Raw genomic sequence first — 23957 nt, 5'->3', positions numbered from 1 at the left:
CTTATTGCACAAACCATGAGGAGCTACAGACAGCACAGGCTTCGAAGATATTTTATGTCTTGATTATCACAGACTATTTTGCCCCTGTTTACTCATTAAGCAGGGGCAAAATTTTTTCTTTCCATTCATCAAGCTTCTGCTGATAAGACTTTGATGCATTTGCTCCGCTTGGAGACGGTAAAATGCTATATTGCAGATTATTACTTCGTCCAATATATTTATCATAATAGGCAGCAGCATTCTTACTTGAAAATAGTACATATTTTAAATTAGGATAGTTTTTGTAGAATACTTCAAAATCATTGACTTTTTCATTTTTGATTTTACTGTCAAGACTCCCCTCCCGTTCGCAATACTCCAGTACATCCCAAACTGCAATTCCGTGAGCTTTTAAAAAAATTATTTTCCTATTATAATCAATTTCTAAGGGTAATTCAAATATAGAATATATTAATCTCCAGAATTGGTTTCCCTTATTACCATAATATTCCTGAAATTCCAAAGATTTCTCTCCAGGCATAGTACCCAAAATCAATATCCTGGCGTTATTGTCAATTATTGGTTGGAAGGCTTTCTTCATCAGATTGTAAATGTTTTGTTTGATTTTATAAATACAACTGTCATTTTTAAGTAATCTGTAACACAACGAGTTAAAGTATTGTTACCATAATTTCTTTTATGATTTCATTAGCAACGGTTACTTTATTCATTGGGTAATTTTGATTTGACAACAAGTTATAAATTGAATTTCAATTAATCAAAATAAACAGTAAACATTATGAAAACAGCAACAAAAACTACCGCTAAAACAACAAAATCAACTGCCGCATCAAGAGTAAAGAAAACTACGGCTACTAAAACAGCTACAACTGGTAAAGTAAAAGCTAAAAGTACTGCTGCTGAAGGCCTTATGGAGCTATATACAGATAGCCTTAAGGATATTTACTGGGCAGAAAAAGCACTGCTAAAAGCATTGCCAAAAATGGCTAAAAATGCCGAGTCGGAAAATTTGGTTAAGGCTATAGATGAACATATTGCTGTTACCGAAGAACAGGTAGCCAGACTTGAAAAAGTTTTTGAGCTGGCAGGTAAAAAAGCTGTAGCAAAAAAATGTGAAGCAATGGACGGCCTTATCAAAGAAGGGCAGGATATTATGGAAAGTACAGAACCCGGCCCTGTAAGGGATGCAGGTATAATTGCTGCGTCACAAAAAATTGAACATTATGAAATCGCAACATACGGTACGCTTTGTGCTTTCGCCAAAACATTAGGTCAGGATGAAGCAGCAGCACTACTTCATGAAACATTAACCGAAGAAAAAGAAGCTGATATTACATTAACCGAAGCAGCTTACAACACTATTAACTTTGATGCATCTGAAGAAGATGCTAATATGTAATCTTTTATAGAAATTTTAAATGGGGCTTATGCCCCATTTTTTAGTTTACAAACTTTAAGCTAATCAAATGAAAACTTTTATAAAGAACAACAGTCTTTCACTTACTTTTTTTATTCTGTTTGTAATTGCAATACTCGCACAAACATTCTTTGGGCTAAAGGAATACAATAAAGAATTGGCAGAGCATGGCGCTTCAGATGTAGGCCTATTACAATATTTAAGTTCAGGCCATTTTATTGAGTCCACTTTTGAAAATTGGGAAAGTGAATTTTTGCAGATGGGCTTGTTTGTATGGTTAACTATCTTTTTGAAGGAAAAAGGATCCTCTGAATCTAAGGGCTTTGATAAGAATGAACCTGTGGACAGGGAACCTGATCCTAATCGAAAAGATGCTCCCTGGCCGGTTAGAAAAGGTGGATTTATATTGAAACTATATAAAAACTCATTGACCATTTCGTTAATGCTTTTATTTCTGCTTTCATTTATCCTGCACTTTTATGGTAGTCTTAAAGATCAAAATCTGCAAAACGAACTTGAAGGCAAACCCTTAGAAACCATATCCGACTATATATTTGATTCCCGTTTTTGGTTTGAATCATTTCAAAACTGGCAGAGCGAATTCTTGTCAGTATTTGCGATAATAGTATTGTCAATATATCTGCGCCAGAAAGGGTCATCACAGTCTAAACCTGTTGATGCACCTCATTATGAAACAGGCGAATAGTGTCAAAGGAGTGCTAAATAACTATGGTTTGGTTTTTAATCTCCTTAACTTGAAATTGAAGTAGTTATCACAACTTAATTTTCTAATTATGAAAGCATTATGGAAAGGCAGTATCAGCTTTGGGCTGGTGCATATCCCAATAAAACTCTACAGCGGTACTCAGGTGCATAATCTCTCTCTTGACATGGTGCGACAGAAAGATAAATGCCCTATTCAATATATTCGTGTATGTAAAAAAGATGGCAAAGAAGTGCCCTGGGAAGATATTGCAAAAGGCTATCGCAAAGAAAATGGCGACTATGTCATATTGGATAAGGATGACTTTGCAAAGGCTGCGCCTGAGAAAACACAGTCACTGGATATTTTTGAATTTATAAAAGAAGATGAGATTCCTTCGAAATACCTCGAAAAGCCCTATATCACTGAACCCGCTAAAGAAGCTAAAAAAGTCTACGCCTTATTAAGGGAAGCTCTTCGTAAATCCGGGAAAGTGGGCCTGTGCAAATTTGTAATGCGTACAACTGAACATCTTGGCATCCTTAAAGTTGAGGAAGATGCCATCCTGCTCATACAAATACGCTTTGAAGATGAATTGAGAGATCCTGATGAAGCCGGATTGATTCCCAAAGACATAAAAATTGAAAAGAAAGAACTGGATATGGCCATGAGCATCATAGACCAGCTTACAGACACATTTGATCCTTCAAAATATAAAGACACCTATAAGGCTGAATTAATTAAAATGATCAAGAAAAAAGCAGCTGAAAAGCAGGGAGCAAAAGCACCTGAACCCCGTAGACGTAAAAAAACACCTGCCGCTAAAGATGATCTGCTCGAACAGCTTAAAGCCAGTCTTGCAGCGATTAAAAATTAATTTTTATGAAATTATCTGAATATAACAGGAAAAGGGATTTCAAAAAAACGGCCGAACCAAAAGGTAAAGTCAAAACAACAGGAAAACAACTTCATTTTGTTGTTCAGAAACATGATGCCTCCCGCCTGCATTATGACTGGCGACTCGAGATTGATGGTGTTTTGGTAAGTTGGGCCGTACCCAAAGGCCCCAGTTCAGACACGTCGATTAAACGTCTTGCGATGCATGTGGAAGATCACCCTATGGATTATATTGATTTTGAAGGAACTATTCCAAAAGGACAATATGGTGGTGGCACTGTTATGGTTTGGGATACGGGTACTTTTCTGGCTGAAGGCTCAGATGATGTTGAAGAAAGCGAAAAAATGCTTCGCAAAATGCATATGGAAGGAAATATTAAGGTCGTAATGAGTGGTAAAAAACTAAAAGGCTCTTACCATCTTGTACGAATGAGCGGAAAACAGGATGAATGGCTCCTGATGAAAGGTAAAGATGAATATGCAGATAAAATAGAATTTGACCAGCATTCTGTAATAACGAGGCGAACATTAGAGGAAATTGAAAACGATAAAAAATCGAAAACATGGCAAAGTAATAAAGGGGAAAAGAAAAATTCATCTGACGATGATAATGACATTCTTACAGAAGAAGCAAGAAAGACATCAGGTAAAAAAGCCTCCTCTCCTACTTTTACAGCCGAAGATGTTGCCGATGCCAAAGTTCTTAAAACTTTTCCAAAAGAATGGAAACCGCAACTTGCAACTCTCGCCGATGAGATATTTGACAACGATGAATGGGTATTTGAAAACAAATATGATGGCTATCGCGCCTTGATAAAAATACATAAAGGAAAAGTTGAATTATTATCCCGTAATGGACTGTCTTTTAATTCTAAATACAAATCATTGGTTGAAGCTTTTGGAATCATAAACGATGACATGATCCTGGATGGGGAAATTGTGGTTGAAGATACAAACGGAAAAAGCAACTTTCAATGGCTGCAGTACTATCAGGACAATCCTGACAAAGGAAAACTAAAATGTTATGTATTTGACATCTTATATTTCAATGGTTACGACCTCACTTCATTAGAATTGCTACAGCGAAAAAGAATATTGAAAGCACTTTTGCCAAAGATTGACAATATCATATATTCTGATCATATTATTGGCAAAGGAACAAAAGCTTTGGCAGATGCCAGAGAAAAAGGCAGCGAAGGGCTTATCGCAAAGAAAATCACTTCTGCTTACCATATAAACAAACGTTCGAAAGAATGGCTTAAAATCAAAGTAACTAAGGAACAGGAAATGGTTATTGGCGGTTATACTGAACCGAAAGGTTCCCGAAGCGGTTTTGGCTCCCTTCTCCTTGGCTATTATCAAGATGGTGATCTTATCTATTCGGGAAAAGTAGGTACGGGTTTTAATGAAGAATCGCTTAAAGATATGCACACCAAACTTATAAAACTGGAAAGTAACACCTCTCACTTTAAATCAAAGCCTAAAGAACCCGGGGCACACTGGATAAAACCTGAACTGGTTGCACAGGTAAAATATTCGGAATGGACAGAAACAGGCAGCCTCCGGCATCCGGTATTTATAGGACTGCGAACAGATAAAAAGCCGAAAGATGTTGCTCGGGATAAAGCAGTTAGGACTGAAGAGGTAATTCCCAAACAAAAAACTGCAAAAGAAGTAAAAAGTTCTAAATCAAAAAAGGTGAAAAAGGAAACTGACAACATTAAGCCGTTGAAAGGTTTTGATACTGAAAAAGTAGAAATAACCAATCCTGATAAGATATTCTGGCCAGCAGAAGGATATACAAAAGGCGATGTAATAGCGTACTACGATGAAATGGCCGAATATGTATTAAAATATATTCAAGACAGACCACAATCATTGCGTCGTACACCCGATGGTATAAAAAGTGAGGGCTTTTTCCAAAAAGATATGGCTGGCAAAGCACCGTCATGGGCTAAAACAAGAAAGATCAAATCTTCTTCCAATGGAGAAAGCATTGAGTATCTTATCTGCAATAACAAAGAAACATTGATGTATATGGCAAATCTCGGATGTATAGAAATCAATCCGTGGAGTAGCCGCATAGGGAACATCAATAATCCTGATTATATCATTTTTGATCTTGATCCAAATAAAGCAACGATTAAAGACCTGGTTAGCACAGCAAAAAAAGTTAAAGAGATACTGGATAGCCTCAATATTAAAGGATATCTTAAAACATCCGGAGGAAAAGGCCTTCATGTATTTATACCTGTACTTCCTAAATATACGTATGATCAGACAAGGGATTTTTCACATATCATCAGTGAGGCTGTTCATAAAGCATTGCCTAAAATCACAAGCCTTGAACGAATGCCTAAGAACCGTATAGGTAAGATATACCTGGATTTTCTTCAAAACGGTAAAGGAAAAACCATGGCCTGCGCCTACTCACTTCGTCCCCGCGAAGGAGCTACAGCCAGTACACCTTTAGAATGGGATGAATTAACTGACACCTTTGACCTTAAAGATTACACTATTAAAACGCTACCAAAAAGAGTCAAAGAAAAAGGAGACCTATGGGAAGATTTTTTTGATAACGCAATTGACCTTAAAGCAGTTCTTGATAAACTAAGCGAATAGACACAGTTTTTATATATTTGTAAGAAAATAAAAACAATGTTCAGAAAAATCATTCTTGCAGGTTTATTTATCTGCAGTGTTCCCTGCATTTCACAAAACAAATATGAAGCAGATTTCTTAGAGTTTTGGGCAGACTATAATAACAATTATGCCTATTTTGAAAAACAAAGTATTGATTGGAACAGGGTGAAAGAAATTTATCTTCCATTATCCAAAAATATTAATAGTGACAGTGAATTTATCTCTTTCCTTGAACAGGTTACTCATGAACTTCATAATGGTCACGTTAGCCTTAATACAGCCCTTTACACATCTAACAGAATAATTCCTAGTGGGCAGGATATATTCGTAGAAAAGAAAGACAATTTGTTTTTTGTAACCGATGTAAAGAAAAATTCAGCCGCCGAATTATCAGGTATTAAATCAGGAATGCAAATCGTTGAATTCAATGGGAAACTTATTGAAGAGGAATTTCAAAAATTCCTTCCAAAATATGCTTCTGTTTATGATGACAGCATGTATTCCTATGCAGTAAATATGCTATTGGCAGGTACACGCGACAAACCCCGTGAAATTACAATAATAAAAGACCGCCTTGAAACCATAATAATTCCAGATGATTCAAAAAACAACGTTACAGCCAATTCATTAGTCGATTATAAGATATTAGAGGGAAATATTGGGTACATAAAAATCAATAATTCATTAGGAGAAAATAATCTTATTGTAGAATTTGACAAAACAATAGATGCCTTGATGAATACCAAATCTATAATTTTGGATCTTACAGATACTCCGGGCGGAGGAAATACCACTGTTGCAAGGGGTATTATGGGAAGATTTACAGATAAAGAACTTCCATACCAAAAGCATCAGATTAATGAAAAGGAATTTGGCACTGTAAGAAGTTGGGTTGAATATGTTTCACCAAGAAAAATAACCTATAAAAATAAGGTTGTCGTTATGGTTGGGCATTGGACGGGTAGTATGGGAGAAGGAATGGCTATTGGATTTGACGGGATGAAACGTGCTAAAATTACCGGAACAAAAATGGCCGGACTTATAGGCGCTATCTATACTTTCAGAACGTCACAGACTAATATCGGCTATCAGATTCCTATTGAAAGAATGTATCATATAAATGGTACACCACGCGAAGATTATATAATCAAATATCAAACTGCCAATAGTGATGAAACATATCTCAGAGCATTGAATTTAGCTAAATAAAAAAGGCTGCCAACAGGACAGCCTTACTATTTTGAATCAGAATCATATTAAGATTAACCTAATACTTCTTTTACTTTTTTACCGATCTCAGCAGGAGAGTCAACAACGTGGATACCGTTATCTCTCATAATACGTTTTTTAGCTTCAGCTGTATCATCAGCACCACCAACAATTGCACCTGCGTGACCCATTGTACGTCCTTTAGGAGCAGTCTCACCAGCGATAAATCCGATTACAGGTTTTCTGTTACCATCAGCTTTGATCCATTTAGCAGCATCAGCCTCTAATTGACCTCCAATTTCACCGATCATGATGATCGCTTCAGTTTCAGGGTCGTTCATTAAAAGTTCAACAGCTTCTTTAGTAGTAGTACCAATGATTGGGTCACCACCAATTCCGATAGCTGTAGTGATACCAAGACCTTGTTTTACAACCTGGTCAGCAGCTTCATAAGTAAGAGTACCTGATTTAGAAACGATACCAACTTTGCCTTTTTTGAATACGAAGCCCGGCATGATACCAACTTTAGCTTCTCCAGGAGTAATAACACCCGGACAGTTAGGACCAACTAAACGACAGTCTTTACCTTGAATATAGTCATAAGCTTTGATCATATCTGCAACAGGAATACCTTCAGTGATCGTGATAATTACTTTGATACCTGCTTCAGCAGCTTCCATAATTGCGTCAGCAGCAAAAGCCGGCGGAACGAAAATGATAGTTGTATCAGCACCAGCGATATCCACTGCATCTTTAACAGTGTTGAATACCGGACGGTCTAAGTGTGTAGTACCACCTTTACCAGGTGTAACACCACCTACAACGTTAGTACCGTACTCTATCATTTGAGTAGCATGGAAAGTACCTTCGCTACCTGTAAATCCCTGAACAATTATTTTGGAATCTTTATTAACTAAAACACTCATGATATATTTTTTAAATTATTTTTTAAAATCGTGTTGCAAAAATAGGGTTTTGTAAAATATAATTAAAGCTTTGTGCGACTTTTATAAAGATATTTTTACGAAAAGATAATATACGGCTTAGCCCAATTGACTCATAAGATAGCCGCGGTAAAACTTATTGTCTTTTATTTCCCATATAACCACAAAATTTGCAAGAACCACTTCTTCGTTTGGGTTTTCAATCGGGTTCACATAATGTGTATAGCGCACCGTAACACTATCACCTTCTGCAATAGTATGAGTAATGTTAAGTCTTGAAGCAGAGTACGACTTATCCAGTTCGGCAGCCAAAGTGAGCAGATCGCTCTTTTCAAGCTGTAAGTAACCTTTTGAACTATGCCATTGCAGGACAAGTTCTTCATGAAGATAGTTTTTCATACCTTCTTCTGACCTGAAAGCGCCTGAATTATAATACTCCGATACAAGTTCTTTTGCACTCATTATTATTTATTTTTTAAACAGTTCAGGTATACGTTTTATATATGCTAATTGCTTAAGTTTTTCGCGTACTTCCTCAGCAGGATAACCAAAATATACTTTACCGCCTTCAAGCGATTTACTAACGCCTGATTGGGCCTGAATTACCGCTTTAGTACCTATAGTGATTCCGCTTGTTGTTCCTGCCTGTCCCCAAAATGTAACTTCATCCTCAATAACTACGCAGCCTGCAATACCAACCTGTGCAGCAATAAGGCATTTTTTACCGATTACGGTATCGTGGCCTATCTGTACCTGGTTATCAATTTTGGTTCCTTCACCTATAGTAGTATCACCGGTTACACCTTTGTCAATAGTACAAAGGGCTCCAATGCCTACATTATTTTCAATGATAACCCTTCCGCCTGACAAAAGCTGATCAAATCCTTCAGGACGTTTTTTATAATAAAAAGCATCCGCTCCCAGAATAGTTCCGGCATGGATTATAACATTATCTCCGATGATCGTATTATCATAGATACTTACATTAGAATGTATAAGACAGTTTTTTCCAATAGTTACATTGTTACCAATAAATGTATTTGGCTGTACTACCGTCCCCTCTCCTATTTTAGCCGTTGTTGAAATAGAAGTGTTTGAAGACTGAAATGGCTTGAAGTGCCTGGTTAGCTTATTAAAGTCCCTGAATGGATCATCACTAACCAATAATGCTTTACCCTCAGGGCATTCAACCTGCTTGTTGATCAAAACAATTGTTGCTGCCGATTGAAGTGCTTTGTCATAATATTTAGGATGGTCTACAAAAACAATATCCCCTGGCTCAACAACATGAATTTCATTCATACCATGAACAGGGAAATTATCTTCACCCACATAATCGCAGCTAATAAGAGCAGCAATCTCCTTTAAAGGATAAACATTTGGGAATTTCATTTAGTATGTTTCTTTGGTTTATTGCAATCCGGTTATTTACATTGCCAATGTACAAATAATCAAATAACCGGACCTACAAAATAAACTATTCTTTTACACGCTCCATGTAGTGGCCTGTAGCCGTGTCAATTTTAATTTTATCGCCCTCATTGATAAACAATGGTACATTAACATTTGCACCGGTCTCAACTTTAGCAGGTTTGGTAGCATTTGTTGCTGTATTACCTTTAACTCCCGGCTCAGCATAAGTAACCTCAAGGATTACAGAAGCAGGCATATCTACAGACAGAGGTGCATCAGTTTCGGTATTCCAAATAACCATAACATTCTCGCCTTCTTTTAGAAGGTCCGGAGCATCAAGGATGTCTTTATGTAATGATATTTGCTCATAGGTCTCAACATGCATGAAGTTAAACTGATCGCCTTCAGCATACAAAAACTGGAACTTGTGAGTTTCAACTCTTACATCGTCAATTTTGTGTCCTGCAGAGAAAGTATTATCTAAAACTTTACCATTGGTAAGGCTTTTAAGTTTAGTTCTTACGAAAGCAGGCCCTTTACCCGGTTTCACGTGAAGGAATTCAATGATCTTGTATATGTCGTGGTTAAACTTAATACATAATCCGTTTCTGATATCTGATGTACTTGCCATTTCTGTTAAATTATATTATGTTGTATGTAACTTATGTAGAGAAATACTCTAATTGTTAATTATAAATACCTGTATACCCTTTCATTACCCCTCTCGAAGAATTCCTGATAAACATAATGATCTCATCACGTTCCGGAGTAGCCTCCATCTCAGCTTCAATAATGCTTAATGCCTGAGTTGTGTTGTAATTTTTTTGATATAATATTCTGTAAATCTCCTGTATTTCCCTTATTTTTTCAGGAGTAAAACCTCTTCTTCTAAGACCCACAGAGTTAATCCCTACATAAGATAAAGGCTCTTTAGCAGCTTTGGTAAATGGAGGTACATCTTTTCTTAAAAGAGATCCGCCGGAGATCATTGCATGATCACCAACACTGATAAACTGATGCACTGCAGACAATCCGCCAATAATAGCGTAATTACCAATTGTAACGTGACCTCCAAGAAGTACACCGTTTACAATGATTGCATTATCACCAATGTGACAGTCATGGGCTACGTGTGCTGCAGCCATGATAAGACAATTTTTACCTATTACGGTTTGTCCTGAAGCAATAGTACCTCTATTAATGGTAACGCACTCACGAATAGTACAGTTATCTCCTATTATAGCAAGCGAATCTTCACCTCCAAATTTAAGATCCTGAGGAACTGCAGATATTACTGCACCAGGGAATATATTACAGTTCTTGCCTATTCTGGCACCTTCCATAATCGTTACATTTGAACCTATCCAGGTTCCTTCACCTATCTCCACATTATTATGGATGGTGGTAAAAGGCTCGATCACTACATTTTTAGCGATTTTTGCGCCCGGATGTACATATGCTAATGGTTGATTCATAATTTTTTGTTTAGCTGTTTTTGACAATCTGAGCCATTAGTTCGGCTTCAGCAACAAGTTTTCCATTAGCATAAGCATTTGCCTGCATGTGGCAAATCCCTCTGCGGATTGGTGAGATCAGGTCACATTTAAACACAAGTGTATCACCAGGAAGCACTTTATGCTTAAACTTCACATTGTCAATTTTCATAAAATAAGTAAGATAGTTTTCCGGATCAGGCACAGAGCTTAATATAAGGATACCGCCTGTCTGTGCCATGGCTTCTACTATAAGTACACCAGGCATAACCGGAGCACCCGGGAAGTGGCCAACGAAAAAGCTTTCGTTCATGGTCACATTCTTTAAACCTACTACATGGTTGTCGCTCATCTCAAGGATCTTATCCACCAGTAAAAATGGCGGACGGTGAGGCAACATGCTCATTATTTTGTTCACATCCATCAAAGGTTCTTTATGCAGGTCATAAACCGGCACCTGATTACGTTCTTCGATTTTAATGATTTTAGACATTTTTTTAGCAAACTGGGTATTAACAAAATGCCCCGGTTTGTTTGCAATAACCTTTCCTTTTATTCTCATGCCAATAAGTGCAAGGTCACCAATAACATCAAGCAATTTGTGACGTGCAGCTTCATTTGGATGATGAAGGGTAAGGTTATCAAGAATACCGTTTGGTTTTACAGTAATATTATCTTTACCAAAAGCAACCTTAAGGCTTTCCATAGTTTCTGCAGATATTTCTTTATCTACATAAACAATAGCATTATTAAGGTCTCCTCCTTTGATAAGCCCATTATTTAAAAGGGCTTCAAGTTCATGCAGGAAACTGAATGTACGTGAAGAAGCGATTTCCTCTTTAAAATCGCCCATGCTTTTAAGTGTCGCATTTTGAGTACCCAGTACTTTGGTACCGAAATCAACCATAGCAGTTACCTGGTAATCATCTGCAGGCATAACAATTATCTCACTGCCGGTTGCTTCATCGGTATATGAAATAACTTCTCTTACAACATATACTTTACGTTCCGCCTCCTGTACTTCAACACCTACAGCTTCAATAGCTTCAACAAAAAATTTAGATGATCCATCCATTATTGGTGGTTCAGAAGCATCTAGCTCAATTATTACGTTGTCTACATCACAACCAACAAATGCTGCAAGCACGTGTTCAGATGTTTGAATCTTAACACCTTTTTTCTCAAGATTTGTTCCTCTTTGGGTATTAACTACATAATTGGCATCCGCCTCAACAATAGGCTGTCCTTCTAAATCTACCCTTACAAAAGTAAATCCATTGTTTACCGGTGCCGGCTTGAAAGTCATGGTAACTTCTTTACCTGTATGCAGTCCAACTCCTTTTAACGATATTTCACTTTTGATTGTGGTTTGTTTAACCATTATATCTGTTGTTTATTGTTTTATTTGTTGCTTTAGCTCATCTATTTCAGCTACAATCTTAGGGAAGTTTCTGAAATGAACATACGATTTATTAAAATCATTATAACCTAATGCCGGGCTTCCCTGTATGATTTCACCATCAGGAATACTTTTTCCAACACCTGATTGTGCCTGAATCCTGACACCATTGCCAATGGTTATATGTCCAACGATACCTACCTGTCCGCCGATAACGCAATTGCTTCCGATCTTCGTTGAACCGGCTACCCCTGTTTGAGATGCTATAACTGTGTTTTCACCAATAATAACATTATGCGCAATCTGTATCTGATTATCAAGCTTTACGCCTTTTTTTATAATTGTAGAGCCTAAAGTAGCCCTGTCTATTGTCGTACAAGACCCTACATCTACATTATCTTCAAGTATAACATTCCCTATTTGTGGGATTTTGCTGTAAACACCTTCATCATTTGGTACAAAACCAAAACCATCGGATCCTACTATTGCTCCGGAATGAATTGTACATCCGTTTCCTATTTCGGTTTCAGAGTAAATACGCACACCTGCAAACAGTATTGTATTATCGCCAATCGTTACATTGTCACCTACAAAAGTATTTGGGTATATTTTTACATTGTCGCCAATCTTTACATTTTTACCAATATAACAAAAGCTGCCAAGATAAAGATTATCTCCATAACTAGCTCCTTCAGAAATTACAGAAGGCTGTTCTATACCGGACTTCATCAGTTTGACCTGATTGTAGTATTCAAGAAGCTTAGAAAATGACGCATACGCATCATCAACTTTGATTAAAGTAGTAATAATATTGCCTTCAGGCTCAAAAGACCTGTTAACGATTGTAATTGTAGCCTCTGTAGAATATATGTATGATTGATACTTAGGATTCCCTAAAAAAGTAAGGGATCCAATCGTTCCTTCTTCAATTTTGGCCAGCTTATAGACCTCGGCCTGCGGATTACCCACAACCTCACCTTCCAGTATGCCTGCTATTTGTTCTGCTGTAAATTTCATCCCGACAAAAATATAAAATTTAATTAAATTGCTGCGCCCTCTAAAAGCACTTTTGGAAAACACAAATAATACTTCGTGACGGGCTTGGATAAAGCCTTTAAATTCAATTGGTCAGAGGCTTCTACAACATCTTCGATTGTACGGTCTTTCTTTAAAATATGTATTGGTTCCCCTGTTTTATTGTAGGCCTGGTTTTTGATTTTACCTCTAAAGACAAAATATTCTGCTTCTCTTTCTGTTAAGCCGGATATTTCTGCAAACCTTTTCAATAAAGTAATTACTTCTTCTTTACTTACTTTTTCAGAGCGCATTCTTATTTTAAGAAGATCACGATTTATGATCATCTTACTCAATTCTCTTAAAACATAATCGTCATTGAACTGCCATGATTTTACAGCACTGATAATATCAAAATCGTCGAGATAAGAAAACTTATTTAGTATTTCGTCATTAAAATCATCAAGGGTAACCTTGTTTTGCATAAAATACAACAAAGGTTCACTTGCAGGTAACTGTATACCCATTTGGGTAAGTTCTTTAGCGCGCTTTAATATTTTTGTCATGATAAGCTCGGCAGCAACACTAGTTTTGTGAAGGTAAGCCTGCCAGTACATCAACCTTCTGGCAACAAGGAATTTTTCTACCGAATAAATGCCCTTCTCTTCTATCACCAGCATATCATCCTGAACATCGAACATCTGGATAAGTCTTTCAGAATTAATGTTCCCTTCGGCCACACCCGAATAAAAACTATCCCTTTTAAGGTAGTCCATCCTGTCCATATCCAATTGGCTTGAAATAAGCTGCAACATAAAATGACGGTGATATTCACCTTTAAATATTTGTATGGCAAGTGTCAATTTGCCATCAAACAATTCATTAAGCCTGTTCATGAACAATAATGAAATAGCCTCGTGGTGAACGCTCTCTGCAATACTATGTTCCATTGCATGCGAAAACGGGCCGTGACCTATGTCGTGAAGCAGTATTGCAATATTAAGTGCTGTTTCTTCTTCCTCGCTAATTTCTGTACCTTTAAACTTTAGTACCTGAATGGTCTTTTGCATAATATGCATACAGCCAAGAGCATGGTGAAAACGCGTATGATGCGCCCCGGGATAAACCAAATAGGACATACCCATTTGCGAAATACGGCGAAGTCTCTGGAAGTATGGGTGCTGGATAAGATCATAAACCAGCGGGTTTGTAATTGTTATAAACCCATAAATTGGGTCATTTAATATTTTTAGCTTGTTGATTTCGCCCACAGGTACAAATTTTACACAAATATACTAATTAACATAGTGGTAAAATCCCGAAATTAGCCTTTTTTAAGTAGCTTATCCAAGATGCCTTAACGTAAATTAATAAAAAAGAGTTAAACATAGGTTAATCATTACAACTACTTAACTGTATAAGAACATAATACCTAATTTTACGATAGTAATCATACATCACACCATGAAAACCACACTATTTACACTATTTGCTTTTTTTGGATTTACTTTACTTGCTACAGCACAGGAAGAACAGGATAAAACAGAACGACAGCCGGTAGCGGTAACTCAGGCACAGGTTGAAAAGGACGCACGAATGGCTGAAGAAGAACGCAAAAAACATGAAGACGCAAAAAAAGCGCTCAAGGAAGATAAAATAAAAGCAGATGATAAAAAGAACGCACCAAAAAATAATAATTCATCTGCTAAAAAGGCTTCAACACGGCCTGGCAAACAATAATAACGTTATTTTTTGTTACTTAGGTTATTGAAGGAGAGCTCTGCAGATCATATCTGCAGGGCTTTTTTTCTTTAAAAAACGGGATAGCAATAAAACAGTAAAATAGCTGTTTATTACTCAGCTATTTTTATTAAAAATTTAGGATTAATTTCCTTACTTTCCACTAACTTGCAGGATTAATTAAGAAACGAAATTTTACTCATATGAATGAGATCAAGATACTTTGGGTTGACGATGAGATAGACATGCTAAAACCTCATATTCTTTTCCTTGAAAAGAAGAACTATAAGGTCACAACGGCAAATAATGGACAAGACGGACTTGATATATTTGATCAGGAAAACTTTGATATTGTTTTTCTTGATGAAAACATGCCAGGGCTTAGTGGGCTTGAAACACTTACCATGATAAAAGAGAAAAAATCTTCAGTGCCTGTGATAATGATCACAAAAAGTGAAGAAGAATACATCATGGAAGATGCTATAGGCTCTAAGATTGCCGATTATCTTATTAAGCCTGTGAATCCAAATCAGATATTGCTTTCACTTAAGAAGAACCTTGACCATTCACGTTTGGTTTCTTCTAAAACCACACTGGATTACCAAAAAGAATTCCGCAAAATTGCCATGGATATGGGAATGGTGAATTCCTGGGAAGAGTGGATCGATATGTACAAAAGACTCATCTTTTGGGAACTTGAGCTTGAAAACATTGAAGACCAAAGCATGGTTGAGATTCTTGAATCACAAAAAGTTGAAGCTAACTCCCAATTTGGTAAGTTTATAGAAAAAAATTACGAAGACTGGTTTGATCCCAAAGCTGATAAGCCTGTGCTATCGCATAATCTTTTCAGAGAACTTGTTGTGCCGGAACTGAAAAAGAAACAGCCTATACTTTTTGTTGTAATTGATAATCTGCGCTATGACCAATGGAAAGCATTTGAAAGTGTAGTAAACAATCATTACAAGCTGGAAAAAGAAGCTCCCTTCTACTCTATTCTCCCCACAGCTACCCAGTATGCACGAAATGCCATCTTTTCGGGTCTTACACCTCTGGAAATGGAAAAAAAATATCCTCAATACTGGAAAAATGATGTTGAAGAAGGTGGTAAAAACCTATATGAAGCCGATTTTCTTACTGAACAGCTAAAAAGACTTGGCTTAAGCAACCTTAAACAAGAATACTATAAAATAACCAATTTTAAAGACGGTAAAAAGCTTGTAGATAATTTCAAAGGACTTAAGGATAATGACCTTACTACAATAGTATATAACTTTGTAGATATGCTTTCTCATGCCAAAACAGAAATGGATGTTGTTAAGGAGCTTGCGTCTAACGATAAGGCATACCGTTCTCTTACCTTAAGCTGGTTCAGGAATTCGCCATTATTGGAAATGATACAGCAAGCCCAGCAAATGGGTATGAAACTTATACTGACTACGGACCATGGTACAATAAATGTTAAAAACCCAAGCAAGGTAATAGGCGACAAGAATACCAGCCTGAATTTGAGGTACAAGACAGGCCGCAGCCTGACATTTGAGGATCGTGACGTATACCACGTTAAAGATCCAAAATCGGTTCAGTTGCCTACGATAAACATGAGCAGCTCATTCATATTTGCCAAAAACGACCATTTCCTGGCTTATGTGAATAATTATAACCATTATGTAAGCTATTACAGGAACAGCTATCAGCATGGAGGAATATCCCTTGAAGAGATGATCATTCCGTTCCTTGTATTCAACCCTAAATAATACCCCCTTTATTATATATGGAAATCACATTTTCTTTAGAGGAAATAGATGCAGCTGCCGAACAGGTTTTGGCGCAAAACATAAAAAAAACAATTCTTTTTCATGCCGGTATGGGTGTAGGTAAGACTACATTCATTAAAGCCATTGCGCGTAAGCTTGGCGTAAAAGACATGACGTCAAGCCCTACATTTTCGCTTGTAAATGAGTATGAAACCGGTGATGGTGAGATATTGTATCATTTTGATCTTTACCGCATAAATACTGAAGAAGAAGGTTATGATATGGGACTTGATGAATATTTCTATTCAGGTAATCTATGCCTTATAGAATGGCCTGAAAAAACACCGAATCTAATTCCTATAGATCATACATCCATAACCATAAAACAACTGCCTGATGGGCGGCGTCATCTTACTGTAAAATAGTTAAGTACCCTTCAGTTTTTTTCGTAAATTAGAGCAAAAATATACCAAACCGAACCATGTCATTGTCATTAACACCCTTTACAAAACAGCAATTGCTGCCGCAGGAAGAGAAACTTGAAATTGAGCGCCAAAAGAGTGAACTTTTTATAGGTATACCAAAAGAGACATCATACCAGGAAAGAAGGATATGCCTTACCCCTGATGCTGTAAATTCACTTACTGCACATGGCCATCGCGTGATGATTGAAGCCGGTGCAGGCCTTAGCTCAAGTTATAGCGATAAAGACTACAGCGAAGCAGGTGCCGAAATAACACAGGATACCAAAAAGGTATTTGGCTGTCCGGTCATTTTAAAAGTCGAGCCGCCAAGTGTTGCTGAAATTGAAATGATGAACCCTCAGACGCTTATCATTTCAGCGATACAGCTAAAAACGCAAAAAAAAGAATATTTTGAGGCACTGGCGACAAAAAAAATCACTGCACTTGCCTTTGAGTTCATTAAGGATGAAGACGGTTCCTACCCTGCTGTAAAATCGCTTAGTGAGATTGCCGGTACAGCTTCGGTACTTATTGCTGCTGAATTGATGATCAACCAAAAAATAGGAAAAGGCCTGCTGATGGGTAACATCACTGGGGTACCACCGACTGAGGTAGTTATTATAGGTGCGGGAACAGTTGCTGAATTTGCGGCAAAAACTGCGTTAGGTTTAGGTGCAAGTGTAAAAGTCTTCGATAATTCCATAAACAAGCTTCGACGACTTCAGAATAACCTTAATCAGCGTATCTTCACTTCTACAATACAGGAAAAATCACTGCTAAAAGCACTTATGCGATGCGATGTAGCGATAGGTGCAATGAAAGGTAAGAATCGTACTCCCATAATCGTTAGTGAGACTATGGTCGAACACATGAAAAAAGGAGCGGTAATTATTGATGTTTGCATTGATACCGGTGGTTGTTTTGAAACTTCAGAGGTGACTACTCACGAGAAGCCTACTTTCGTTAAAAATAACGTTATACACTATTGCGTACCCAATATCCCATCACGTTACTCTAAAACAGCATCAATGTCCATAAGTAACATTATTAGTCCTTTCCTGTTACAAATGGCCGATGACGGAGGTATTGAAAGCGCTATACGCTGCAATGCGGGATTAAAGCATGGTATTTATTACTATCACGGCATATTAACCAACAGATCGATAGGAGAATGGTTTTCCCTAAACTACAGGGATATCAATCTTATAGCATTTTAAGCAAAGAAGCTTCAGTATGACTGAAGCTTCTTTGTTTTGTCTCAATTATTCGGTTCGTTCTGCCTCTCCAAAAATTTCTTCAGCATCAGGAAAGACAAAATCATTTTCAGAAAAATCAAGCGTTTCCGCTACAGGAGCGTATTTCGTAATTTCATCAATACCTTTTTTAAGTCTTAATTCTGTTGAGTATTTACGGCTTGTAGCCAAAACCAGCCCGCCTTTTGACAACCTGAAGAAATATTTACCTGAAGTTGCCGTGTTTTTGGTAAAAGCAAATAAGGCCATATTATCCCTGATTCCGCCAATCATGAGTTCACAATCAGACTTTTGCTTACAGCTGATACTGGTAAAGATTGTCTTTCCCTTTCTCGATGTAAATACAAATTTATATTCACCGTTAAATCGTTTGCTGATTACAAACATCCCCATATTTCTTCTACCTGTATTAGTTTGTTTACACTTCAAAGCTAAGGAAAATTGAAGGAGTTTAAAAGTGCATAAGCAGGAAGAAATTAAGAGTTATAAACAAATAATAAGCAAGAAGCACCATAAAGTATTTATTTAAAGAACAATATAATTTCTCCAATAAGAGAAAAAAGTTTTTTGATGAAAGAATGACGATTTATTTCTTTTACATCTTAATTTTCATCTAAACGCTTTAAAATGAGCGACCGTAAACGCTCTTCATGCTCATCTCCCCAATTCCCGATTGCTGAAATTACAGGGATTAATGTTTTTCCAAAATCTGTCAGGTTATATTCGACTTTAGGAGGCACAACAGGGTAAATAATCTTTGAGACAAGTTCATGTTCCTCTAATTCCTTCAACTGAATATTTAAAACCCTGCGTGAAGCATCAGGTATTTTACGCTGCAATTCACTTGGGCGTTTGTGTCCCTGATCAATAAACCAAAGCAAGCGTATCTTCCATTTGCCGTAAAGTACTTCACCTATCAGGTCAAGACCACAATTCAAATTAGGTAATGTTTTTCTCTCATACATATTACAAAAGTAAACGTATATACCAATCTGTGCAATAGGGGAATAATTTATCCCTATATGAATCGTAACTCCGTACTTGTGAGGAATTAACGTACTCCCGAGATTTGTACAAAGAAATTTAAATATAACATAAGATGGATTATCAAAATGAATTATCAGGAAAAATTGCCTTAGTGACAGGAGGTACAAAAGGAGCCGGAAAGGCAATTTCAGAAAGACTGCTGCAAGCGGGTGCTACTGTAATTATTACCGCAAGGAATGCTCCGGAAAAAGAAAACAGTAAGCTACATTTCATTTCTTCCGATTTAAGTAAGGCAGAAGGATCACAAAAAGTAGTTGAAGAAGTGCTGTCGACTTACGGGAGACTGGATATTCTTGTAAACAACCTTGGTTCTTCAGCAACACCCGCAGGCGGCTTTAGCGTATTAACAGATGAAGATTGGGAATCAACCCTGCAAGCTAATTTGCTGGCTCCTGTTCGACTGGACAGGAGATTTTTACCACAAATGCTAGATAAAAAAAGTGGTGTTATTATTCACATAGCTTCTATTCAAGGTAAATTACCGCTATATGATTCTACTTTGCCTTATGCTGCTGCAAAAGCAGGATTGATAAATTATAGTAAAAGTTTATCAAATGAAGTTGCGCCTAAAGGTATTCGAGTACTAACTGTTTCACCGGGATGGATAAATACAACAGCATCGAAAGCCTGGCTGGGTGAAATTGCAAGAAACGCAAATAGTACTGTACAAGAAGCTCAACAAAGTGTTATGGATGCATTGGGCGGAATACCTTATGGCAGGCCTGCCGAACCGGAAGAAGTAGCTGAATTAGTTGGTTTCCTTGTTTCACCAAGAGCCAGTTATTTGACAGGAACAGAATTTATAATCGATGGTGGTACAGTACCCACAATTTAATAATCTTTAAAAATAATAACAATGAACTTACCAAAAGTAATAATTGATTTGATAAAAGCGCAGAACGAATTCGACAGTGTTGCCTATGCCAATTGTTTTTCAGAAACCGGGGTAATGCTTGATGAAGGTATGACCCATAAAGAAAGGGTTGAAATCCAGCACATGATAGACGAGGCAAACAAAAAGTACCAATCAGTGATGCAACCCCTTGAATATACTGAAAATGGTACAACGAGTATCTTATCTGCAGCGTGTTCGGGTACATTTCCCGGAAGCCCGATTACATTGAAATTTCATTTTGATATTGTTGATGGACAAATTCAACATTTAAAAGTAACAGATTAAAAAATAAATTATTTGTCTTTGTGTGGGTATTGAGTTCCATAGATATCACGAGAGCCCAGATTTATTGGTAAAACGAGATTATCTTGAGAAAGTATCTTAAAATAAAAAAGCTTCAGTTTTCACTGAAGCTTTTCTTGTGGGCGATAAGGATTAACTTCGTTCATTCCAAGGAGTATTAATGCTACAAGAAAAGCCCAACCTTACTAAAGTCAGGTTACTTTTGTTTTTCAGAAAAGTTCTTGAAAGAAATCTTTCCGCACTTTTTTGAAAAGCAAAAAGCCGAAACTTGCGTTTCGGCTTTTCTTGTGGGCGATGAGGGATTCGAACCCCCGACCCTCTCGGTGTAAACGAGATGCTCTGAACCAACTGAGCTAATCGCCCTATTTCCGTAATTCGTTACTGTTATTTAGTTCCTTATTACGGGTGCAAATATACGCTTAGTATTTGTATTTGCAAGACTTTTGAGAAAAAAATTACTGTTTTTTTATGTCTTTCAAAACTGCTTTATCACTAAAGTTTACAATTTCGAGGATAACAGGTTCATTATTAGCTGTTATAGATTCAATTATATAAATCTTACCTCCACCCGGATTTGGCTTATTGCTTTTAGAAAAATCAACATTTCCGTTTTCAAGGCTGCTTTGAATATCATCCATCGTTACCCATTTCTCATTTAACCTGTTCTGCGCTTCTTTAGATATAACAAGTCCCTTTGCTTTAAAATCTTTAAGGACCCTGCAATTTGGCAGGTAACAGAAATCCTGTCCGCGTTTGGTAAATACAAAAGCAACCAGGAAAAACCCAAGGGTAAGTCCAAAAATATAATAAGCTATTCTGTGTTTTAATTTCATTTGATAATATATTTAGTCCTGAAGTTTTCTTCTTTTTCTTTCAGCACTGATAAGGTTTAGTTCACGGCTTGTCTGTCCAGCAACAGAAGTGTTCTCCTCTGCCCTTCTTATAAGGTATGGCATAACATCTCTTACCGGTCCGAACGGAAGGTATTTTGCAACATGATAACCATGAGCTGCAAGATTGAAGCTTATATTGTCACTCATACCATAAAGCTGTCCAAAGAATATCCTCTCATCGCTAGCACTTATGCCTTTTTGCTTCATTAGCTCTATTAGTTTATAAGAGCTGTCTTCGTTATGCGTTCCTGCAAAGATGGCCATACTATCAATATGATCTATCATATATAAGATTGCAGCGTCATAATTAATGTCCGTAGCTTCTTTTGAAACGCATATTGGTGTAGGATACCCCATTTCTTCAGCACGCTTGTTTTCTTTCTCCATATAAGCGCCCCTCACAATTTTCATACCTATATGAAAACCTTCAGCTTTTGCCTGCTCATGAAGTTTTTTAAGATAATCAAGCCTGTCCCAGCGGTACATCTGAAGCGTATTGTAAACAATTGCTTTGTTCTTATTGTATTTGCGCATCATATCAGCAACCAGATTATCGGCAGCATCCTGCATCCAGCTTTCTTCAGCATCAATAAGAAGGGCTACATCATTATCATGAGCAGTTTTGCATACGATCTCAAAACGCTCCACTACCCTATTCCATTCTGTTGTTTCATCAGCGGTAAAAGTTTTTCCTTCACCAAGTTTAACCCAAAGGTCAAACCTTCCGAAACCTGTTGGTTTAAAAACAGCAAACGGTATTGCTTGCCTTTCTTTTGCAAATTCAATGGTTTTTAATGTCTTTTCTAATGCTTTGTCAAATTCCGACTCATCTTCTTTTGCTTCTACTGAATAATCCAGAACAGAAGAAACTCCTTTAGTGAACATTTTGTCTACTACAGGCAGACAGTCTTCTTCTGTAGTGCCTCCGCAAAAATGATCAAAAACTGTAGCCCTGATAAGCCCCTCTACCGGAAGATGAAGATTAAGCGCAAAATTGGTTACTGCTGTACCTATCCTTACCAATGGCTGGGAAGCTATCATTTTAAATAGAAAATAAGCCCTGTCAAGTTCAGTATCGCTTTTAAGCGCAAAAGCATCGGCAGTATTATTGAAGATTTTTTCCATTGTCTTTAAAAAATTTGTGCAAATATAGAGACTACTCAAGAATTTATAGTAATAATTACCTTATTTTGCTTTTTCTTTAATCAAAATTATGGAAGCTCTCAAAACATCTGACTATGCCATTTACTTTAATGACGATTGTTATTCCTTTTTACAGGAAGTTTTATTGCGCGAAAATTATTCGTCTTTATTCATTATAGCAGATACTAATACATCACAATACTGCCTCCCTAATTTTCTAGCACAGGTAGTTACAGACCTTCCTATTGAGATCATTGAAATTGAAGCCGGCGAAAGCAATAAATCCATAGAAACATGTATTGAAGTGTGGCATGCGTTGACAGAGCTAGGTACCGACCGTAAAAGTGTTATCATCAATCTGGGAGGCGGCGTAGTTACAGATTTAGGCGGTTTTGTTGCGTCCACCTTTAAAAGAGGTGTTGATTTTATTAATGTTCCTACTTCCCTGCTAGCTATGGTAGATGCATCAGTAGGTGGTAAAACCGGTGTAGATCTTGGTGTTCTGAAGAACCAGATAGGTGTAATCAACAATCCGGCAGCCGTGCTGGTCGATACTACTTTTCTTGAAACACTCCCCTCAAACGAAATGCGTTCAGGCCTTGCCGAAATGCTTAAGCATGGACTCATTGCCGATAAAAATTACTGGAAACAATTCTCAGACCTAAGCAATTTAACTACTGATGATCTGGGTAAACTGATCTACGACTCAATAGTGATCAAGAACTCTATTGTAGAACAGGATCCAACAGAAAAAGGAATACGTAAGGCACTTAATTTTGGACATACTATTGGTCATGCAATAGAATCGTACTTTTTAGATAATACTGAAAGAGAAACCTTGTTGCATGGCGAAGCAATTGCTATAGGAATGATCATTGAATCGTATCTTTCTTTAGAAACAGGTCTAATCACAAAAGAAGAGTTCGCTGAAATAAAAAACATAATCAACGATATTTTTGAGAAAGTAGATTTTGACGATAATGACGTCTCAGAAATCATTAAATTGCTTGTTCACGATAAAAAAAATGTGTCAGGTGAGGTTCAATTTGTACTCTTAGAAAAAATTGGAAAAACAGTTATTGGGAAAACCGTTCAAAATTCACTGATTATCAAAGGGTTTGAAGACTATAAAACGTAACAATTTTTTAAGAGATTTGTTTTTAAATACGAAGTAATATTTTTTACATTTGCCGTGATGAAAATGAACCGAAGCATGTTTTCCCTTTTTGGGACTATCAGTAAATTAAAGGCTTTTGCAGAAGCAAGCAGTTCTGTGTTTGCTATACGCAGAATTGCGGACATGTCGGTATTCTATAACGAAAACACCTGC

At 37.0% G+C, this 23957-nt stretch carries 25 protein-coding genes and 1 tRNA gene; 12 read left to right on the top strand and 14 right to left on the bottom strand.

What is annotated here, in order from left to right; translation table 11 throughout:
* Positions 1-88: 88 nt before the first annotated feature.
* Positions 89-580: a DNA-deoxyinosine glycosylase gene (locus tag ACX0HA_RS06780; protein ID WP_458844515.1), complete on the bottom strand. Its 492-nt coding sequence runs from the start codon at positions 578-580 to the stop codon at positions 89-91.
* Positions 581-778: 198 nt separating this feature from the next.
* Between ACX0HA_RS06780 and ACX0HA_RS06775 the strand changes: the two genes are divergently transcribed.
* The 5 genes from ACX0HA_RS06775 (at position 779) to ACX0HA_RS06755 (ending at position 6869) form a co-directional block, all read left to right on the top strand.
* Positions 779-1399 (top strand): YciE/YciF ferroxidase family protein, encoded by a 621-nt coding sequence (locus ACX0HA_RS06775; RefSeq protein ID WP_458844514.1) that lies wholly within the window; start codon positions 779-781, stop codon positions 1397-1399.
* 67 nt (positions 1400-1466) lie between these two features.
* Positions 1467-2123 carry a DUF6766 family protein gene (locus ACX0HA_RS06770; RefSeq protein WP_458844513.1) on the top strand — a complete coding sequence of 219 codons (657 nt, stop codon included), beginning with the start codon at positions 1467-1469 and terminating at the stop codon, positions 2121-2123.
* Between the two features lie 88 nt (positions 2124-2211).
* Positions 2212-2997 carry a non-homologous end joining protein Ku gene (gene ku / locus ACX0HA_RS06765; RefSeq protein ID WP_458844512.1) on the top strand — a complete coding sequence of 262 codons (786 nt, stop codon included), beginning with the start codon at positions 2212-2214 and terminating at the stop codon, positions 2995-2997.
* Between the two features lie 5 nt (positions 2998-3002).
* Positions 3003-5639 (top strand): DNA ligase D, encoded by a 2637-nt coding sequence (ligD, locus tag ACX0HA_RS06760; protein ID WP_458844511.1) that lies wholly within the window; start codon positions 3003-3005, stop codon positions 5637-5639.
* A gap of 36 nt (positions 5640-5675) precedes the next feature.
* Entirely contained in the window at positions 5676-6869 is a 1194-nt protein-coding gene (locus ACX0HA_RS06755; protein ID WP_458844510.1) for a S41 family peptidase, read from the top strand.
* 53 nt (positions 6870-6922) lie between these two features.
* Here the strand turns inward: ACX0HA_RS06755 and sucD are convergent, their stop codons facing one another.
* The 8 genes from sucD to ACX0HA_RS06715 all read right to left on the bottom strand — a co-directional run bounded on the left by sucD (position 6923) and on the right by ACX0HA_RS06715 (position 14403).
* Positions 6923-7795, bottom strand: coding sequence for a succinate--CoA ligase subunit alpha (sucD, locus tag ACX0HA_RS06750; RefSeq protein ID WP_458844509.1), 873 nt, complete (start codon positions 7793-7795; stop codon positions 6923-6925).
* A gap of 117 nt (positions 7796-7912) precedes the next feature.
* Positions 7913-8275: a nuclear transport factor 2 family protein gene (locus ACX0HA_RS06745; RefSeq protein ID WP_458844508.1), complete on the bottom strand. Its 363-nt coding sequence runs from the start codon at positions 8273-8275 to the stop codon at positions 7913-7915.
* A gap of 6 nt (positions 8276-8281) precedes the next feature.
* Positions 8282-9205, bottom strand: a complete 924-nt coding sequence (locus ACX0HA_RS06740) for a UDP-3-O-(3-hydroxymyristoyl)glucosamine N-acyltransferase (RefSeq protein ID WP_458844507.1) — start codon at positions 9203-9205, stop codon at positions 8282-8284.
* Between the two features lie 85 nt (positions 9206-9290).
* The gene (gene efp / locus ACX0HA_RS06735; RefSeq protein ID WP_458844506.1) at positions 9291-9857 is read right to left on the bottom strand and encodes an elongation factor P; all 567 of its coding nucleotides are present in this window, start codon (positions 9855-9857) and stop codon (positions 9291-9293) included.
* 55 nt (positions 9858-9912) lie between these two features.
* Positions 9913-10701: an acyl-ACP--UDP-N-acetylglucosamine O-acyltransferase gene (gene lpxA / locus ACX0HA_RS06730; RefSeq protein WP_458844505.1), complete on the bottom strand. Its 789-nt coding sequence runs from the start codon at positions 10699-10701 to the stop codon at positions 9913-9915.
* Between the two features lie 10 nt (positions 10702-10711).
* The gene (locus ACX0HA_RS06725; protein ID WP_458844504.1) at positions 10712-12100 is read right to left on the bottom strand and encodes a bifunctional UDP-3-O-[3-hydroxymyristoyl] N-acetylglucosamine deacetylase/3-hydroxyacyl-ACP dehydratase; all 1389 of its coding nucleotides are present in this window, start codon (positions 12098-12100) and stop codon (positions 10712-10714) included.
* A gap of 12 nt (positions 12101-12112) precedes the next feature.
* Positions 12113-13135 carry a UDP-3-O-(3-hydroxymyristoyl)glucosamine N-acyltransferase gene (gene lpxD / locus ACX0HA_RS06720; protein WP_458844503.1) on the bottom strand — a complete coding sequence of 341 codons (1023 nt, stop codon included), beginning with the start codon at positions 13133-13135 and terminating at the stop codon, positions 12113-12115.
* Between the two features lie 23 nt (positions 13136-13158).
* Positions 13159-14403 carry an HD domain-containing protein gene (locus tag ACX0HA_RS06715; RefSeq protein WP_458844502.1) on the bottom strand — a complete coding sequence of 415 codons (1245 nt, stop codon included), beginning with the start codon at positions 14401-14403 and terminating at the stop codon, positions 13159-13161.
* A 193-nt stretch (positions 14404-14596) separates the two neighbouring features.
* Here ACX0HA_RS06715 and ACX0HA_RS06710 point away from each other — a divergent pair, with 193 nt between their 5' ends.
* The 4 genes from ACX0HA_RS06710 (at position 14597) to ACX0HA_RS06695 (ending at position 18310) form a co-directional block, all read left to right on the top strand.
* Positions 14597-14872, top strand: coding sequence for a hypothetical protein (locus ACX0HA_RS06710; protein WP_458844501.1), 276 nt, complete (start codon positions 14597-14599; stop codon positions 14870-14872).
* Positions 14873-15075: 203 nt separating this feature from the next.
* Entirely contained in the window at positions 15076-16629 is a 1554-nt protein-coding gene (porX, locus tag ACX0HA_RS06705; RefSeq protein ID WP_458844500.1) for a T9SS response regulator signal transducer PorX, read from the top strand.
* Between the two features lie 17 nt (positions 16630-16646).
* A complete protein-coding gene (gene tsaE / locus ACX0HA_RS06700; protein WP_458844499.1) occupies positions 16647-17054 on the top strand; it encodes a tRNA (adenosine(37)-N6)-threonylcarbamoyltransferase complex ATPase subunit type 1 TsaE in 408 nt (135 codons plus the stop codon).
* A gap of 56 nt (positions 17055-17110) precedes the next feature.
* On the top strand, positions 17111-18310 hold the full coding sequence (locus ACX0HA_RS06695; RefSeq protein ID WP_458844498.1) for an alanine dehydrogenase: 1200 nt from the start codon (positions 17111-17113) through the stop codon (positions 18308-18310).
* Between the two features lie 45 nt (positions 18311-18355).
* Here the strand turns inward: ACX0HA_RS06695 and ACX0HA_RS06690 are convergent, their stop codons facing one another.
* Entirely contained in the window at positions 18356-18739 is a 384-nt protein-coding gene (locus ACX0HA_RS06690; protein WP_458844497.1) for a YegP family protein, read from the bottom strand.
* 209 nt (positions 18740-18948) lie between these two features.
* Positions 18949-19311 carry a winged helix-turn-helix transcriptional regulator gene (locus ACX0HA_RS06685; protein WP_458844496.1) on the bottom strand — a complete coding sequence of 121 codons (363 nt, stop codon included), beginning with the start codon at positions 19309-19311 and terminating at the stop codon, positions 18949-18951.
* Between the two features lie 134 nt (positions 19312-19445).
* On the opposite strand from ACX0HA_RS06685, the gene ACX0HA_RS06680 reads away from it, so the two are divergent.
* Positions 19446-20228 carry an SDR family oxidoreductase gene (locus ACX0HA_RS06680; RefSeq protein ID WP_458844495.1) on the top strand — a complete coding sequence of 261 codons (783 nt, stop codon included), beginning with the start codon at positions 19446-19448 and terminating at the stop codon, positions 20226-20228.
* A gap of 21 nt (positions 20229-20249) precedes the next feature.
* Positions 20250-20573: a nuclear transport factor 2 family protein gene (locus ACX0HA_RS06675; RefSeq protein ID WP_458844494.1), complete on the top strand. Its 324-nt coding sequence runs from the start codon at positions 20250-20252 to the stop codon at positions 20571-20573.
* Positions 20574-20879: 306 nt separating this feature from the next.
* Here the strand turns inward: ACX0HA_RS06675 and ACX0HA_RS06670 are convergent.
* The 3 genes from ACX0HA_RS06670 to ACX0HA_RS06660 all read right to left on the bottom strand — a co-directional run bounded on the left by ACX0HA_RS06670 (position 20880) and on the right by ACX0HA_RS06660 (position 22609).
* Positions 20880-20954, bottom strand: a tRNA-Val gene (locus ACX0HA_RS06670).
* Between the two features lie 92 nt (positions 20955-21046).
* Entirely contained in the window at positions 21047-21424 is a 378-nt protein-coding gene (locus tag ACX0HA_RS06665) for a DUF4258 domain-containing protein (RefSeq protein WP_458844493.1), read from the bottom strand.
* A 12-nt stretch (positions 21425-21436) separates the two neighbouring features.
* The gene (locus ACX0HA_RS06660; RefSeq protein WP_458844492.1) at positions 21437-22609 is read right to left on the bottom strand and encodes a proline dehydrogenase family protein; all 1173 of its coding nucleotides are present in this window, start codon (positions 22607-22609) and stop codon (positions 21437-21439) included.
* Positions 22610-22697: 88 nt separating this feature from the next.
* On the opposite strand from ACX0HA_RS06660, the gene aroB reads away from it, so the two are divergent.
* Positions 22698-23765, top strand: coding sequence for a 3-dehydroquinate synthase (aroB, locus tag ACX0HA_RS06655; protein WP_458844491.1), 1068 nt, complete (start codon positions 22698-22700; stop codon positions 23763-23765).
* The last annotated feature ends 192 nt before the right edge of the window (positions 23766-23957 follow it).

The organism is Flavobacterium hauense (genome assembly GCF_054457175.1).
The sequence above is the reverse complement of the archived record's forward strand: the minus strand, read 5'-3'. Positions and strand labels throughout refer to the sequence as shown.

Excerpts from the sequence above, each read along its gene's own strand:
- ACX0HA_RS06660 (WP_458844492.1), bottom strand. The coding sequence starts at position 22,609 with ATGGAAAAAATCTTCAATAATACTGCCGATGCTTTTGCGCTTAAAAGC.
- sucD (WP_458844509.1), bottom strand. The coding sequence starts at position 7,795 with ATGAGTGTTTTAGTTAATAAAGATTCCAAAATAATTGTTCAGGGATTT.
- tsaE (WP_458844499.1), top strand. The coding sequence starts at position 16,647 with ATGGAAATCACATTTTCTTTAGAGGAAATAGATGCAGCTGCCGAACAG.
- ACX0HA_RS06745 (WP_458844508.1), bottom strand. The coding sequence starts at position 8,275 with ATGAGTGCAAAAGAACTTGTATCGGAGTATTATAATTCAGGCGCTTTC.
- ACX0HA_RS06755 (WP_458844510.1), top strand. The coding sequence starts at position 5,676 with ATGTTCAGAAAAATCATTCTTGCAGGTTTATTTATCTGCAGTGTTCCC.
- ACX0HA_RS06710 (WP_458844501.1), top strand. The coding sequence starts at position 14,597 with ATGAAAACCACACTATTTACACTATTTGCTTTTTTTGGATTTACTTTA.
- ACX0HA_RS06725 (WP_458844504.1), bottom strand. The coding sequence starts at position 12,100 with ATGGTTAAACAAACCACAATCAAAAGTGAAATATCGTTAAAAGGAGTT.
- ACX0HA_RS06675 (WP_458844494.1), top strand. The coding sequence starts at position 20,250 with ATGAACTTACCAAAAGTAATAATTGATTTGATAAAAGCGCAGAACGAA.
- ligD (WP_458844511.1), top strand. The coding sequence starts at position 3,003 with ATGAAATTATCTGAATATAACAGGAAAAGGGATTTCAAAAAAACGGCC.
- ku (WP_458844512.1), top strand. The coding sequence starts at position 2,212 with ATGAAAGCATTATGGAAAGGCAGTATCAGCTTTGGGCTGGTGCATATC.
- aroB (WP_458844491.1), top strand. The coding sequence starts at position 22,698 with ATGGAAGCTCTCAAAACATCTGACTATGCCATTTACTTTAATGACGAT.
- ACX0HA_RS06680 (WP_458844495.1), top strand. The coding sequence starts at position 19,446 with ATGGATTATCAAAATGAATTATCAGGAAAAATTGCCTTAGTGACAGGA.
- ACX0HA_RS06690 (WP_458844497.1), bottom strand. The coding sequence starts at position 18,739 with ATGGGGATGTTTGTAATCAGCAAACGATTTAACGGTGAATATAAATTT.
- ACX0HA_RS06695 (WP_458844498.1), top strand. The coding sequence starts at position 17,111 with ATGTCATTGTCATTAACACCCTTTACAAAACAGCAATTGCTGCCGCAG.
- ACX0HA_RS06775 (WP_458844514.1), top strand. The coding sequence starts at position 779 with ATGAAAACAGCAACAAAAACTACCGCTAAAACAACAAAATCAACTGCC.
- lpxA (WP_458844505.1), bottom strand. The coding sequence starts at position 10,701 with ATGAATCAACCATTAGCATATGTACATCCGGGCGCAAAAATCGCTAAA.
- ACX0HA_RS06770 (WP_458844513.1), top strand. The coding sequence starts at position 1,467 with ATGAAAACTTTTATAAAGAACAACAGTCTTTCACTTACTTTTTTTATT.
- ACX0HA_RS06780 (WP_458844515.1), bottom strand. The coding sequence starts at position 580 with ATGAAGAAAGCCTTCCAACCAATAATTGACAATAACGCCAGGATATTG.
- porX (WP_458844500.1), top strand. The coding sequence starts at position 15,076 with ATGAATGAGATCAAGATACTTTGGGTTGACGATGAGATAGACATGCTA.
- ACX0HA_RS06740 (WP_458844507.1), bottom strand. The coding sequence starts at position 9,205 with ATGAAATTCCCAAATGTTTATCCTTTAAAGGAGATTGCTGCTCTTATT.
- ACX0HA_RS06685 (WP_458844496.1), bottom strand. The coding sequence starts at position 19,311 with ATGTATGAGAGAAAAACATTACCTAATTTGAATTGTGGTCTTGACCTG.
- efp (WP_458844506.1), bottom strand. The coding sequence starts at position 9,857 with ATGGCAAGTACATCAGATATCAGAAACGGATTATGTATTAAGTTTAAC.
- ACX0HA_RS06665 (WP_458844493.1), bottom strand. The coding sequence starts at position 21,424 with ATGAAATTAAAACACAGAATAGCTTATTATATTTTTGGACTTACCCTT.
- lpxD (WP_458844503.1), bottom strand. The coding sequence starts at position 13,135 with ATGAAATTTACAGCAGAACAAATAGCAGGCATACTGGAAGGTGAGGTT.